The 13,281-nt window shown below is 61.6% G+C and carries 14 protein-coding genes; 9 read left to right on the forward strand and 5 right to left on the reverse strand.

The genetic code is table 11. The features are described 5' to 3' along the window. The first annotated feature begins 284 nt into the window (after nucleotides 1-284). The 9 genes from AACY44_RS09480 (at nucleotide 285) to AACY44_RS09520 (ending at nucleotide 9,755) form a co-directional block, all read left to right on the forward strand. Nucleotides 285-1,826 carry an acetolactate synthase large subunit gene (locus tag AACY44_RS09480; RefSeq protein WP_339530126.1) on the forward strand — a complete coding sequence of 514 codons (1,542 nt, stop codon included), beginning with the start codon at nucleotides 285-287 and terminating at the stop codon, nucleotides 1,824-1,826. Nucleotides 1,827-1,837: 11 nt separating this feature from the next. Further along, on the forward strand, nucleotides 1,838-3,328 hold the full coding sequence (locus tag AACY44_RS09485; RefSeq protein ID WP_339457069.1) for an aldehyde dehydrogenase family protein: 1,491 nt from the start codon (nucleotides 1,838-1,840) through the stop codon (nucleotides 3,326-3,328). Between the two features lie 27 nt (nucleotides 3,329-3,355). Then, nucleotides 3,356-4,150, forward strand: a complete 795-nt coding sequence (locus AACY44_RS09490; protein WP_167655331.1) for an SDR family NAD(P)-dependent oxidoreductase — start codon at nucleotides 3,356-3,358, stop codon at nucleotides 4,148-4,150. A gap of 12 nt (nucleotides 4,151-4,162) precedes the next feature. Then, on the forward strand, nucleotides 4,163-5,203 hold the full coding sequence (locus AACY44_RS09495; protein WP_339469909.1) for a VPS10 domain-containing protein: 1,041 nt from the start codon (nucleotides 4,163-4,165) through the stop codon (nucleotides 5,201-5,203). Between the two features lie 11 nt (nucleotides 5,204-5,214). After that, on the forward strand, nucleotides 5,215-5,673 hold the full coding sequence (locus AACY44_RS09500; protein WP_339457073.1) for a VOC family protein: 459 nt from the start codon (nucleotides 5,215-5,217) through the stop codon (nucleotides 5,671-5,673). A 15-nt stretch (nucleotides 5,674-5,688) separates the two neighbouring features. Continuing rightward, nucleotides 5,689-6,291, forward strand: a complete 603-nt coding sequence (locus tag AACY44_RS09505) for an amino acid synthesis family protein (protein WP_339530129.1) — start codon at nucleotides 5,689-5,691, stop codon at nucleotides 6,289-6,291. A 61-nt stretch (nucleotides 6,292-6,352) separates the two neighbouring features. After that, the gene (locus tag AACY44_RS09510) at nucleotides 6,353-7,960 is read left to right on the forward strand and encodes a bifunctional 3-(3-hydroxy-phenyl)propionate/3-hydroxycinnamic acid hydroxylase (RefSeq protein WP_339530131.1); all 1,608 of its coding nucleotides are present in this window, start codon (nucleotides 6,353-6,355) and stop codon (nucleotides 7,958-7,960) included. Then, nucleotides 7,957-8,763, forward strand: a complete 807-nt coding sequence (locus AACY44_RS09515) for a 2-keto-4-pentenoate hydratase (protein WP_339469906.1) — start codon at nucleotides 7,957-7,959, stop codon at nucleotides 8,761-8,763. The genes AACY44_RS09510 and AACY44_RS09515 overlap by 4 nt, the downstream gene beginning before the upstream one ends. A gap of 50 nt (nucleotides 8,764-8,813) precedes the next feature. Continuing rightward, a complete protein-coding gene (locus AACY44_RS09520; protein ID WP_339457078.1) occupies nucleotides 8,814-9,755 on the forward strand; it encodes a helix-turn-helix domain-containing protein in 942 nt (313 codons plus the stop codon). A 101-nt stretch (nucleotides 9,756-9,856) separates the two neighbouring features. Here AACY44_RS09520 and AACY44_RS09525 read toward each other — a convergent pair whose 3' ends face one another. Genes AACY44_RS09525 through AACY44_RS09545 form a run of 5 tightly spaced genes read right to left on the reverse strand, consistent with a single transcriptional unit; the run spans nucleotide 9,857 to nucleotide 13,222 of the window. Next, nucleotides 9,857-10,765: an ABC transporter six-transmembrane domain-containing protein gene (locus AACY44_RS09525; RefSeq protein ID WP_339457079.1), complete on the reverse strand. Its 909-nt coding sequence runs from the start codon at nucleotides 10,763-10,765 to the stop codon at nucleotides 9,857-9,859. Further along, nucleotides 10,753-11,115, reverse strand: coding sequence for a hypothetical protein (locus AACY44_RS09530; protein WP_339457080.1), 363 nt, complete (start codon nucleotides 11,113-11,115; stop codon nucleotides 10,753-10,755). The genes AACY44_RS09525 and AACY44_RS09530 overlap by 13 nt, the downstream gene beginning before the upstream one ends. A 55-nt stretch (nucleotides 11,116-11,170) precedes the next feature. Then, nucleotides 11,171-11,368: a hypothetical protein gene (locus tag AACY44_RS09535; protein ID WP_339530134.1), complete on the reverse strand. Its 198-nt coding sequence runs from the start codon at nucleotides 11,366-11,368 to the stop codon at nucleotides 11,171-11,173. 37 nt (nucleotides 11,369-11,405) lie between these two features. Then, entirely contained in the window at nucleotides 11,406-12,497 is a 1,092-nt protein-coding gene (locus tag AACY44_RS09540) for an ATP-binding protein (protein ID WP_339457083.1), read from the reverse strand. Then, nucleotides 12,494-13,222, reverse strand: coding sequence for a response regulator (locus AACY44_RS09545; protein ID WP_339457085.1), 729 nt, complete (start codon nucleotides 13,220-13,222; stop codon nucleotides 12,494-12,496). The genes AACY44_RS09540 and AACY44_RS09545 overlap by 4 nt, the downstream gene beginning before the upstream one ends. Nucleotides 13,223-13,281: the final 59 nt, after the last annotated feature.

The following is a 13,281-nucleotide window of genomic DNA, read 5'->3' on the forward strand; positions in this document are numbered from 1 at the left end:
TTCCTAGAGAAGGGATGGCACGCGGGTAAGCACTATAGGCGAAAACAGCGCAGATCCAATGTGGGAGCGGGCTTGCTCGCGAAAGCGGTGGGCCAGTGATGGAAATTACTGACAAACCGCATTCACGAGCAAGCCCGACCCTGCAGGTCGATACACTAAGCTTTCCGGATTTAAATTTCACTTAAATCTCAAAATAAGAGATTTTAAGTAAAAATAACTTGTTTGAAGTGTTCCTATGTGTGATAAATCTCACCAAAGAAAACGCTCAAGCGAGAGGGCTGACAATGAATGGCGCGCAACTGATAGTGAATGCGGCAGCGGCAAGCGGTATCGAGTACTGCTTTGCCAACCCGGGCACCACCGAGATTCCGCTGGTGGCGGCCATGGCCAGCGCACCTGCCCTCAAGCCGGTGTTGTCGTTGTTCGAAGGGGTATGTACCGGTGCGGCGGACGGCTATGGCCGCATTGCCGGCAAACCGGCGATGACCCTGACGCACCTGGGCCCGGGCTTTGCCAATGGCATCGCCAACCTGCATAACGCGCGTCGGGCCAATACACCCATCGTTAACGTCATCGGCGACCACGCCTCCTGGCATGTCAACTACGATCCACCCTTGGCGAGTGACATCCAGGCCTTGGCCGGCACCGTCTCTGGTTGGGTGCGCACCTCGCGCACGGCGGCGGGTATCGGTGAAGACTTGCAGGAAGCGGTGCGTGCGGCCTGGCAGGCCAAAGGTCAGATCGCCACTTTGATTCTGCCCATGGACCTGCAAGCCCACGCGGTGAAGCATGACGGTGTGTTCGACCCGTTGCGCGCGCCGGTGCGCCGATTTGCCGGTGACCGGGTCGAAACCGTGGCGCAGGCACTGCGTGACGGTCAGCGCCTGGTGTTTATCGTCGGCGATGAGGGCTTGTCGGTCGCGGGCCTCGAAGCAGCGGGGCGCCTGGCGCAACTGCCCGGCGTGCGCCTGTTTGCCGAGACCTTTCCGCGCCTGAGCTACCGTGGCGGTGGCTTGCCGGACCTGGATCGCCTGCCGTATTTCCCGGAAGTGGCGATTGAAATTCTTGAGCAGTACGACCTTGTCGTATGCGCAGGCGTGCCGGAGCCCATCAGTTATTTTGGCTACGAAGGCATCCCGTCGCGCCTCGCTGAACGTGAGCGTCTGCTGACGTTGGCCGAAGTCGGTGACGACGTCGCCGGCGCGCTAGCGGCGCTGGCCGATGCCCTGAATGCGCCGGCGTATGTACCGACCCCGCAGGGTATCGAACTGCCGCCCGGCCATGCCGAGCTGACACCGCAATCCATCGGCCAAGTGCTGGCCGCGTCACTGCCTCATGACAGCATTGTCTCGGTCGAGGGCGGCACCTGCGGCTACCCGTTCTTTACCGCTTCCGCCCGCGCCGCGCGTCATCGGGTATTGACCAATACCGGTGGCGCGATTGGCCAGGGGATTCCGGTGGGGTTCGGTGCAGCCTTGGCAGAACGCGGCAATAGCGTGTTTTGTCTGCAATCGGACGGCAGTGCCCAGTACACCATCCAAACCCTGTGGAGCATCGCCCGCGAGCAGTTGCCGGTGGTGATCCTGATTGCCGCCAACCATCGCTACGCGATTTTGCAAAACGAGCTGCGTCGCTTCGGCATGACTGAAATGGACCCGCAAGCCCTGCGCCTGACCGTGCTCGACAGCCCGCGTATTGACTGGAAGGCCTTGGCCAAAGGTTACGGGGTCCCGGCCTGCACGGTGCAGACCAATGCCGAACTGCAACGGGCGCTGGCCAATGCCAAGGCTGACCGTGGTCCTTGCCTGATCGAAATGGCGCTGTGAAGGAGTCGACTATGCATCAGCTCGAATTATTACCTGCCGTCCAGGCCTTCCTGGCGCAGCCCGGTCGCCTGTTCATCGGCGGTACCTGGCAGGACGCCGCCAGCGGTCGTCGCTTTGCCGTGGAAAACCCGGCCACCGAACAGACCCTGACCGAAGTCGCCCAAGGCGATGAACGCGATGTGAACGCGGCTGTCGCGGCCGCGCGCGCAGCCTTTACCGGCGCCTGGGCCTTGCAGTCCCCGGCGCAGCGCGGCTTGTTGCTGTTTCGCCTGGCCGATCTGTTGGACCAGCACCGCGAGGAACTCGCGCAACTGATCACCCTGGAGAACGGCAAGCCGATCGCCAACGCCCGCGGTGAAGCGGCCAGCGCGGCGAATATCATTCGCTACTTCGCCGGCTGGCCCACCAAGATCGAAGGCAGCACGCTGCCTGTATCACCGGCAAGCGGCGCGCCAATGCTCAACTACACCTTGCGCGAGCCGGTCGGTGTCTGCGCGCTGATCGTGCCGTGGAACTTCCCGCTGACCATGTGCGTGTGGAAGCTCGGCCCGGCGTTGGCCACCGGTTGCGTGGCGGTGCTCAAGCCCGCCGAGCAAACGCCGCTGATCGCGATCCGCCTGGTGCAACTGATCGAGGCCGCAGGCTTTCCTGCCGGCGTCGTCAACCTGATTACCGGCCTGGGCGCCGACACCGGCGCACCGCTGGCACAGCACCCGGACGTGGATAAGATCGCCTTTACCGGCTCGACCCAGGTCGGGCGCCTGATCGCACAGGCGGCCACCAGCAACATGAAAAAGGTCTCGCTGGAACTGGGCGGCAAGTCGCCGAACATCATCCTGCCCGACGCCGACATCGTGCGCGCCGCCAAGGGCGCCGCCGATGGGATTTTCTACAACCAGGGCCAGGTGTGTACGGCCGGCTCGCGCCTCTATGTGCATGCCAGCGTGCTCGACCAGGTACTCGAAGAACTCCAGCGCCATGCCGCCGCCCATGTACTTGGCAATGGCCTGGACCCCGCCAGCAGCATGGGCCCGCTGGTGTCCGCGCGGCAACTGAGCACCGTCAAGGGCTACCTGCAACGGGGCCAGGAAGAGGGCGCCGAACTGATCTGCGGCGGCGGCCGTCCCGAGCACCTCAAGCATGGGCATTTCATTGAACCGAGCGTATTCCTCGACCGTGCCGAGCGGGCCTGCGTAGCTCGCGAAGAAATCTTTGGCCCGGTACTCACCGTCATGAGCTGGACCGACATCGACGATCTGGTGCTGCGCGCCAACGATTCGCCGTATGGACTCGCCGCCGGGCTGTGGACCCGCGACCTGCGCTCGGCGCACCGCGTGGCCGCGCAGCTCAAGGCCGGTTCGGTCTGGATCAACTGTTGGAACGTGGTCGATCCGTCTTCGCCGTTTGGTGGCTACAAACAATCCGGCTGGGGCCGGGAAATGGGCAAGAACGTGATCGACGCCTACACCGAGACCAAAAGCGTGTTTGTCGATCTGGCCTGAACTGAATAATCACACGAGGTAATTGCTATGGATCTGGAATTGAAAGGCCGCGTGGCCATCGTCACCGGCGGCGGTATGGGCATCGGCAAGGAAGTCGCACGTTTTCTCTCCGAGGAAGGCTGCAAGGTGGTGATCTGCGCGCGGCGCATGGCGTTCCTGCAACTGGCGGCCGAAGAGATCAGCGCACAGACCGGCAATGAAGTACTGCCGCTGTTCTGTGACACCAATGACATGAAGGCCGTGTCGGAGATGGTCGAGGCGGCGCACAAGCACTTCGGCCGTATCGACATCCTGGTCAACGGTGCCGCAGCGCCGTCGGGTGTGGTGCGCAATGACATCGAACACGCCGGCGATGATGAACTGCTGTCGGACCTCAACACCAAGGTGATCGGCTACTTCCGGTGCGCCAAGGCCGTGACCCCGCACATGAAGGCGGGCGGTTTCGGTCGCATCATCAACATCGGCGGCCTCACCGGGCGCAGCAGCAAAGTGCTCTCGGGCATGCGCAACCTGGCGATCGCGCACATGACCAAGACCCTGTCCGACCAGCTCGGCCCTTCAGGCATCACGGTCAACCTGATTCACCCCGGCGTCGTCGATACCCCGCATATCCAGGAGCTGTACGAGCGCGAAGCAGTCAAGCAGGGCAAGACCGCCGAGCAGGTCGAGCAGGCCTACATCGACGCGACGCCGATTCGCCGTACCCTCGCACCGATTGAAATGGGCTGGCTGATTGGCTTCCTGGCTTCGCCGAAAGCTGCTGCGGTGACCGGTGAATCCATCGGCATCGACGGCGGTTTGACCCGTGGCATCTATATCTGAGGAGTATCACAGATGAGTAGTGGAACCCTTTTGGTCGCCACCGTCGGGCAAGCGGTGATCCGCAGCGCCGACGATGGCAAGACCTGGCATCGCCTTGGCCTGGGGCAGGACCTGGAGTTCGATGCGATCACCCGATCCTTGAGCCTGCACCCCGACACGCCCGAGCGGATCTATGCCGGTACCGATGTGGGCTTGTGTGTGAGCCACGATACCGGTGGGCATTGGCAGCGCATCGATTCGCCTTTCAACGGGCAGACCGTGTGGAAAGTTGCGGTTGATCCGCAGGATGCACAACGGATTTTCGTCGGCACCGGCGCGCCTTCGCGTGCCGTGTTGTGGCGCACCCTGGACGGCGGCCTGAGCTGGGATCGCGCCCCGGTGGAAATTCCCGAGTTCTGCGACGGTGTCAGTCGTCCGCGCCTGCTGGCCTTCGCCTATGACCCTACCGACCGCAAGCAGCTGTGGTTCGGCCTGGAGGAGGGCGGGTTGTTCCATTCCCGTGACGGCGGCGACAGTTGGACCCGTGTCGACGACCGGCTGCTGTGGGACTACAACTCGGACATCCACAACATTGTGGTACTGCCCAATCACGGCGAAAAAGTCATCGTGGTGGTCTGCGTGAATGCGGTCTACCGCAGCCTGGACGAGGGTCTGACCTGGACCGGCATTGTCGGTCGCGAAGCCTTCGGCCTTTACTACTTGCGCGCCATGAATGCGCCGCTGGGCACGCAGGACGAGCTGTACCTGAGCATTTCCGATGGTACACCGGGCACCACCAGCAAGATCCTCGTCTCCCGTGATGCTGCACTCAGCTGGAACGTGCTGCCGTTGCCGCAGCAACCCAATTCCTGCGTCTGGGCGATTGCCTTTAACCCGGCCAACCCGCGCCAGATTGTGGCGGGGACCAAGTATGGGCACTTGTTTACGTCCGACAACGGCGGTGATGGCTGGCAGAAGCACTGGCGCGAATTCAGCGAGATCGCCGATGTGCTGTGGACGCCTGCCGTGGCGCAAATCAAGGCCGGGCATCAATCCATCGTCAAGAAAAACTGAGGTAAACAGTGATGAAAGTCGAAATCCTTCGAACTCACTTATCGCTCTGGGTGAGTGATCCTGATGTGTCGGCACGCTGGTACGCCGACATTCTGGGCATGCACGAAAGTGCCCGTGGCGAGAGCTGGGTGATGATGGCGTTTGGCACCAAGCATCACGACATCGCGTTGCTTCGCGCAGAACCCGGCGCCCACCAGGGCGGGCTGGGGCTGCAGCACTACGGATTGGAAATCGCCGGTGACATGACCACCTTGCGCCAGCTCTACGGCATGCTGCTGAAGAAGGGCGTCGAGGTGGTGAAAATTACCGATCATGAAATCGGCAACGGCCTGTATTTCAACGATCCCGATTGCAATCGCATGGAATTTTTTCTCGAAACCGAGCATGACGACGCGTGCGGCAAGGCCCGCTTCAAGGCCGCCGGTGCGCCGAGTCGCAACATCACGCTTGACCCACTCGACCCCCTTTGAACAGAGGCAGACCCGATGAAAACCACAAATTTCGCCAGCTATCACATCCGCAAGTGGTACAGCTTCGTTGAAGAGACGCTGGCCAATGAAACCGGCCAGTTGGCCGATGGCGAACCGGTGTTCAAATACGCCATCGCTGCGGTGATCGCCAACCCGTATGCCGGCCGCTACAGCGAAGACCTTTCGCAATTGATCGAGCCGTCCCCGCTGTTGGGCGAAGAATTCGGCCGACGTATCCAGGCCCTGGCCGGCTCGCGTCAGATTGAAAGTTACGGCAAGGCCATTCTGGTGGGCAGCGCAGGCGAGTACGAGCACGGTAATGCGTTTCTGACCAACCCGGCCGCCGATCCGATTCGCGTCGCCCTGGGCGGTGGCCAGTCGTGGGTGCCGTCCACCGGCAAGCGAGGTGGCCCAGGTTCGACCATCGACGTGCCGCTGGCGCACAAGGACGCCCTGTACGTGCGTTCGCACTACGACAGTTTCTCGGTGACCTTCGGCGACGGCCCTTCGCCGGATGAGATCGTCGTGATCTGGGCCTTCGCTACACGCGGACGCCTGCATGCGCGGTTGGGCGGGCTGAAAGCCGAAGACGTAAAAGGCCTTGACGGTCTGCACTGATAAACGCGCAGGATCAAGCGGTGCTGGACTCAAACCACAACAAGAAAAGCGGTGAATAGCGATGAAGCAGGAGAAGACCCAAGTTGTCATCGTGGGCGGGGGCCCCAACGGCATTACGGCCGGGCACTCTATGGGAATGTACGGTGTCGACTGCGTCGTCCTTGAGCTGGCCGACGGCATCCTGCCTTATCCCCGTGCAGTAGGCATGGACGATGAGGCGTTGCGTGTGCTGCAGGGCATCGGCATCGCCGAGCTGGCGGTGCGCGACATGATCTGCGACGTACCGCTGCGCTATTACAATGCGCGCGGCGTGTGCTTCGCCGAGGTCAAGCCAAGCACTGCGCATTACGGCTGGCCGATGCGCAATATCTTCATGCAGCAGTTGCTCGAAGGTACCCTGCGTGAACACCTCGGCCAGCATGCCAGCGTTGAGTTGCGTCAGGGCCACGAATTGCTGGAACTCGATCAGGATGCCGAGGGTGTGACCCTGCAGGTGCGCGATGCCGACGGCGAGATCTACCAGCTCCAGGCTGACTATGTGATCGGTGCCGACGGCGGACGCTCCACCGTGCGCAAAAAGCTCGGCATCGAACTGCTCGGGCTGACCCATCCGCGCAAGTGGGTGGTGGTCGACACCGCCAACGACACACTTGATGCGCCTTACACAGCGCTGCATGCCGACCCGCAGCGGCCCTTCGTGTGCATCTACCTGCCTTACCAGCAGCGACGCTGGGAATTCATGCTGATGGAGGGCGAGGACGAAGCGAAAATGTGCGAAGAGGCGACGATTCGCAAACTGATACACGGGCATATCGGCGATGCCGTGAACAACCTCAACGTCATCCGCATCCGAGCCTATACCCACCACTCGCGGGTCGCCGCGCGCTTTGTCGAAGGGCGTGTGGCACTGGTGGGCGACGCCGCGCATATCTCCCCGCCGTGGGCCGGGCAGGGTCTCAACTCGGGCCTGCGCGACGTGGCCAACGTGGCCTGGAAACTGGCAGCGATCATCCAGGGCCGCGCGGCGCCGTCGATCCTCGCTACCTACGACCAGGAGCGGCGTGGTCACGCGACCGAACTGGTGGCGCTGGCCGACAACATGGGTGCGGTCCTCGGCTTGACTAACCCGCTGATGGCCGGCGTACGCGACTGGCTGTTCCAGGCGGTCAACAGCGTGGATAACCTGCGCTCGCACTTGCTGGAATTCAAGTTCAAACCCAAGGCCACCATCACCAAGGGGCTGGTGTATCACGAGCGGGCCGAGTTGCGTGAGGATGATCTGGTCGGGCAGTTGTTCATCCAGCCGAATATCGAAGACGACCAGGGCCAGCGTCGGCGCCTGGACGAGGTGCTCGGCAATGGTTATGCCGTGCTGGGTTATCGCGTGAACCCGCGTGAGCATCTCAGTGAGGCGATGGCCGAGTATTGGACGCGCTGGGATACACGTTTCATCCAGGTCAATCGTTCGCGCAGCGGCGTTGGGCGTAACCAGCCCTTGACAGCCAATGATGCATTGAGTGTGGAGGACGTGGATAACCGCCTGGGCGAATGGTTCTCCAAGGTGCGTGACTGCATCGTTGTAGTGCGTCCGGACCGCTTCGTCGCCGCCATCACCACGCCTGAGCGGCTTGACGGCGTGCTGCGCAAGCTGGCGGAGCAACTGTCATGAGTGGCGCTGACGAGTTGCTCGTTCAACTGCACGAGGCCGGGCATAGCGCGCGCGCCATTGCACCGTTGCCGCCCGAGGCGCTGGACAAGCAGCAAGGTTACACGCTGTTGCGCCAGGGCCTGGCACAGCGCCTGGCAGGTGGTGAGCGCCTGAGCGGTTGGAAGGTGGCCTTTGCCGGCCGGGCGGCGCAGGCGCGTTTTGGCCTTGATGAACCAGTGTATGGCGCGCTCACGTCGGCCATGGCAGTCGAGCCGGGCAGCACGGTGTCGTTCGCGCGGCTGATCCAGCCCAAGCTGGAGGTTGAACTGGCGCTGGTGTTCGGGCGGCCCCTGGCGCCAGGCGATTACCGTGACGAGGAGATTCTGGCGGCAATTGCCGAGGTGGCCCCGGCCTTCGAAATCGCCGACTGCCGCTGGCAGGGCTGGGCTTTCGGGCTTGGCGCGTTCCTGGCCGATAACGCCGCCGCAGGGCTTTACTGTGTCGGGCCGCGCGTGCCGTTCGATGCGGTGCGGCATGCTTGCGTGGCGTATCGCCTGGAGCATGAGGGCGCATTGCTCGGCAGCGGTGATACCCAGGCGCGCGAAGACAGCCCTCTGTTCAACCTGTGCTGGCTGGTGCGGCGTCTGCTCGCGGACGGTCATCCCGTAGGCGTCGGGCAGGTCGTGTTGTCCGGTGCGTTGCTGGCACCGCTGGGTATACAACCGGGCGCTTATCGTTTGCGCATGCTTGGCACGGAACTGGCTTTGGATTTCCGCACAGGCCTCGTGCCTGCGCAATCGCCAGCGACTGTTATGGATGACTGAGCCCGCCTTCAGGCCAAAAAAAACAATCTGGCCGCCGAGGAATCACGCATATGCTCGCCGAAGTCCGTACCTTCAATGACTCTCAACAGCACGCCGGCTCGATCCAGGGTTGGCAGCAGGTCTATGACCAGCTCGGTCGCGGTTGCCTGACCAGCGAACTGTGGCAGTTGTCCGGCGATCGTTTCCAGATATTCCAGGAGGTGCTGGATAAACGTGTGGTGCAGCATGGCCGCTCGCCCAAGGGTCGCTTGTGTGCGGCCATGTCACTGGGCAGCCCGCCGGTGGTTCAAGGCCAGCAGGTGAGCGCGCAAAGCGTGGTGCTGTTGCGTGACGGCGAAGAGTTCGTGTTGCATGCGCCGCAAGGCACGCACTTTTTCGCACTCAATGTCGATGCCGTGCGCTTTGCCAAACTGGCCGCCTTCGAACTCTCCAACGACCAGCTCAAACGCTTGACCAGCGTGTCTGCGCTCAGCGTGGATGAAACGTTACTGTTGCGCATTCGCCAGCGCATCCACCCGCTGTTTCGTCACTTTTTGGAACATGCAGGCGCTATAAACCCGGCCTCGGAAAAGATGCTGGAAGATGAATTGCTTGGCGCGTTCCTCGATCTGTTCAGCCACGCCAGCGACGAGGTGCGTTGCCGACGTGGCAATTTCGCCGTCAGTGCCTACCTGGTCCGGCGCAGCCAGGAATTGATCATTGCCAGCGGCGATACGCCGTTGAGCATTCTTGATCTGTGTGAGCAGCTGCACGTCAGTCGCAGGACCCTGCAAAATAGTTTCCAGGCCGTCACCGATATGCGACCGGTCGAGTACCTGCGCAATTTGCGCCTCAACGCCGTCAGGCGACAGTTGATCGCAACCCCTGCGAGCGAGAAAAACATCGGTGAGATTGCCGTGGCGATGGGTTTTTTTCACCTGAGCCATTTCGCCACGCATTACCGTGAGTTGTTCGGCGAATCGCCGTCCGAAACGCGCCGAGCGTCGTACTGACACGACAAAGCGCGCGCCAATGCGGGAAGATCTTCAACGTTGCCAGGATGACGCAAGGAAACACACAGGGGTGCAACGTGCATCGCCCATCTGCCAAGGCTTTAAGCCAGCCCCGGGTCCACGCGCTTGCCGATATCCTTGAGCCGCGCCAGTTGGTCGATCGTCGACGGCGCTTCATCCAGGCAACTGACGAAGGTCCACAAGTAGGTCATCACTGCATAGATATGCCCGGCCTTTACCTGCGGCGCCAAGGCCAGTTGGCTGATGGCAACCACGAACAGCAGCGCCGCCAGCAAGCCAATGGACAGGAAGGCGACGGCCTCGCGGTCGGACAGCCCGATTCGCAATCGCGACAGCACGTGGTAGTGACGGCGCAGGGTGTTGGCGCCGACTTTTTCCACCAGACCGATTTCCTTTTCCAGGCGGTTGTTCAAGCGCTCATGCAAGCGCTGGTTGCGCCGCGCGAAGCCCGGCATAAGGGTAACGCACAGCAGCAGTGCGAGCAGGCAGGCCAGGCCGACCCAGGGCTCGATCACCAACAGCATGCCCGCCGCGCCGACAACCGACACCAGCGCAGTGGCGATGGTGGGCACATGCTTTTCGAAAAAATCGACGAAATCCCGCGCCAGTACCACTCGCGCCGCCGCCCTGGAGGTGCTGTGACGTTGCAGGCGCTGGTTGAGAATCACCGGCACCGCGAGGTCGGCATAGATGCGCGTGAACGTGCGCGTATCCAGGGCCCGGCGAGCCGCGCCGACCACCCAGAAACCGAGGACTACGGCGGCGTACCACACGGCACTGCCGACATCGCCACGGATGATCGAGTCGACGGAAAACCCGGCGAACAACGGGTAGGCCAGCAGCAAAGCATTCTCCAACGCGACCAGCGACAAGGTGCCGAACAGTTTGCCGGGATAGGCTTTGGCGATCGCCTTGAGGGTCTGGCTGGCGGATTGCTGACCCAGTTTTTTACTCTCTTCGAGCAGAATCGGCGGCGTTACGGGCTGCATGGGGCGCCTGCGGCGCGCGTAGTGCGCTGATAGAGGCCACGGGTGACATCGAGCAGATATCGCGCTTCATCGGTCATCAATAAAAGATCGATCTGTACTTCTTCGATAATGATTTCCACGGTGATCAACAGACAAATAGCGGGGGCGATGACCAGCCAGTGGTAATACGACAGCGTCACTAAAGACACGCACACGCCGATCAGCCACAACGCCAATACACACTGCGGCGCGTACTTCTGCAGGGGAATCCAGAAACGTTGCAACTTTCTCAATTTAAACGTGTAGAGCGTCAGTGACGCTTCCACTTGTTTAAGGTCGATAGTGTTCCGAACTGAAGGCTGTGTCGGCATAACAGTTATCCACGTAATAATGTTAAACATCAGAGACAGGCGGCAGGCGATGCGGCTATTCGAGGCCCCGGCGCTCCTGGCCTGGCAGCGTTTGGCTGAGCCAGGCGAGATTGACTTCGTTGACTTCCACCCATTCACCCTTGGCAGGAATCCCTTCGCAACTCATGAAAGCAACGCAACGTCCGTGTATGTCCAGTAAGGCAAAGTGGCGATATTTTATTGCTCTCTTGAACAGGCCAATAGAGAGACGCATGCCATCACCTTAGAGGGTATTAATTGTTGATTGATTGTCAGGCTTGAGTAGTAAACAAGGCGCCGCATGGCAAACTCAGTTCAAACACCGTGCCGCTGTTTATCGCTGTTCGACAGGTCACTGCGCCGCCATGGGCGAGGGCAATTGCCCGCACCACGGCCAGGCCCAGCCCACTGCCGCCTTGGGCACGCGAGCGTGAGCTTTCGCCACGCTGAAACGCATCGAAAATGTGTGTGGCGAATGCTGCGTCGACCCCTGGGCCCTCATCCGCGACCCTCAGGAAGTGGCCTCGCTCGTCACCGCCCAGTTCAATGCTGACGGTGCCCGGTGTGGCGTGCTGGCGAATATTGTCCAGCAGCGCGAGCAAAGCCTGGCAGATGCGATCGGGGTCGCAGTACACCGGGCCCTTGCGCAGGTTTAATTGCAGCGCAAAACCGGCGCTGTTCAGGCTGGGCTCGAACAAGCGCGCTTCAGCCTCCAGTGCATCGGCCAGCTCCACCTCCTTGAGCGCCAATTCCAGGTGGCCGTTGTCGCCCATGCCGACCACGCGAAGGTCTTCGACCAGGCGGGTCAAGCCTTCGACCTGGCCCAGAAGGCTGTAGAACTGCGCGGTGTCCGGTTCGAATACACCCTCGGCCAGCCCCTGCAAACGACCGCGCAGGATGGTCAGCGGGGTGCGCAGTTCATGGGCAATCGCGGCATTCCAGAAGGCTTGTTCCTCGGCCATGCGTTTGAGTCGGTTCGCCATGCTATTGAAGTCATCCACCAACAGGGCAGCTTCGCCCAGGGAAAGATCAGGCGCCACGGCGCGGGCATCCAGGTCACCGTCGGCCAGGCTGCGCAGGCTCACGGCGACCGAGTTGAGCGGTGTCAGAATACGTTTGGACAATTTGACGGCCACCGCCACGCCGACGCCCAGGCTGACGCAGGTAATCAAGCCCATCCACACCCATTCCACGCTGCTGGGCAGCCACTCATCCGACTGCATCTCCAACTCCGTCGGCGGCGAAAAGGTCCAGAGCAATGCATAGAAGATGTAGGAGCCGACCAGCGCAAGCGCGATCACGCACATCACCACGGCCGACATCGACACGATAATCTGCCGGCTCAAACTGTTGGCGACTTTCATGCCTGGCTCCCAAACCGGTAGCCGACGCCACGGATGCTGGCCGGTACGCCATGCAGGCCAAGGTCTTCGATCTTGCGACGCAACTTGCTGATATGGCTGTCGACGGTTCGCTCCAGGCTGTCGCTCTCCGGCGAGCAGAGCACCAGCAGTTCGGCACGGCTGAACACGCGGCGTGGCGCCTTGGCCAGCTGTGCGAGCAACTTGAATTCGGTCACCGTCAGGTGCAGCGGCAATTTTTGCGTGCCGATGTGTACGTTCACCTCATGGCTGTCGATGTCGATTTCAAAGGCGTCGACGCGCAGCACCCGGTGGTCGGCGCCACGGCCTTGATCGCTGCAGCGGCGCAGCACGGCCTGGATCCTGGCGATGACTTCTGCCGGGTTGAAGGGTTTGACGATGTAGTCGTCCGCACCAATGCGCAGGCCCATGAGTTTGTCCATGTCCTGGTCGTGTGCAGTCAGCATGATCACCGGCGTGATACCGCGATGACGCAACTCCGCCAGCACCATCCAGCCATCCAGCTTGGGCATCATCACATCGAGCAGCACCAGGTCTGGCTTGAGCAGTTGATGCAGTTCGAGCGCACGACGCCCATCCTGCGCATGGGCGGTACGAAAACCTGCACGCTTGAGGTAGGCCGTGAGGATGTCGGCGATTTCCGGCTCGTCTTCGGCGATCAGCACCAGCGCCTGGTTGGAGGGCGATGCAAGGAGTGGTTCAGTCATGGTCTGCTCGGTGGGTGCACTGCTTTTCAGCAACGGATTGAATGATGCACCGCAAGCAT

The organism is Pseudomonas sp. RA_15y_Pfl1_P11 (assembly GCF_963970975.1).
GTDB classification, from domain to species: domain Bacteria; phylum Pseudomonadota; class Gammaproteobacteria; order Pseudomonadales; family Pseudomonadaceae; genus Aquipseudomonas; species Aquipseudomonas tritici.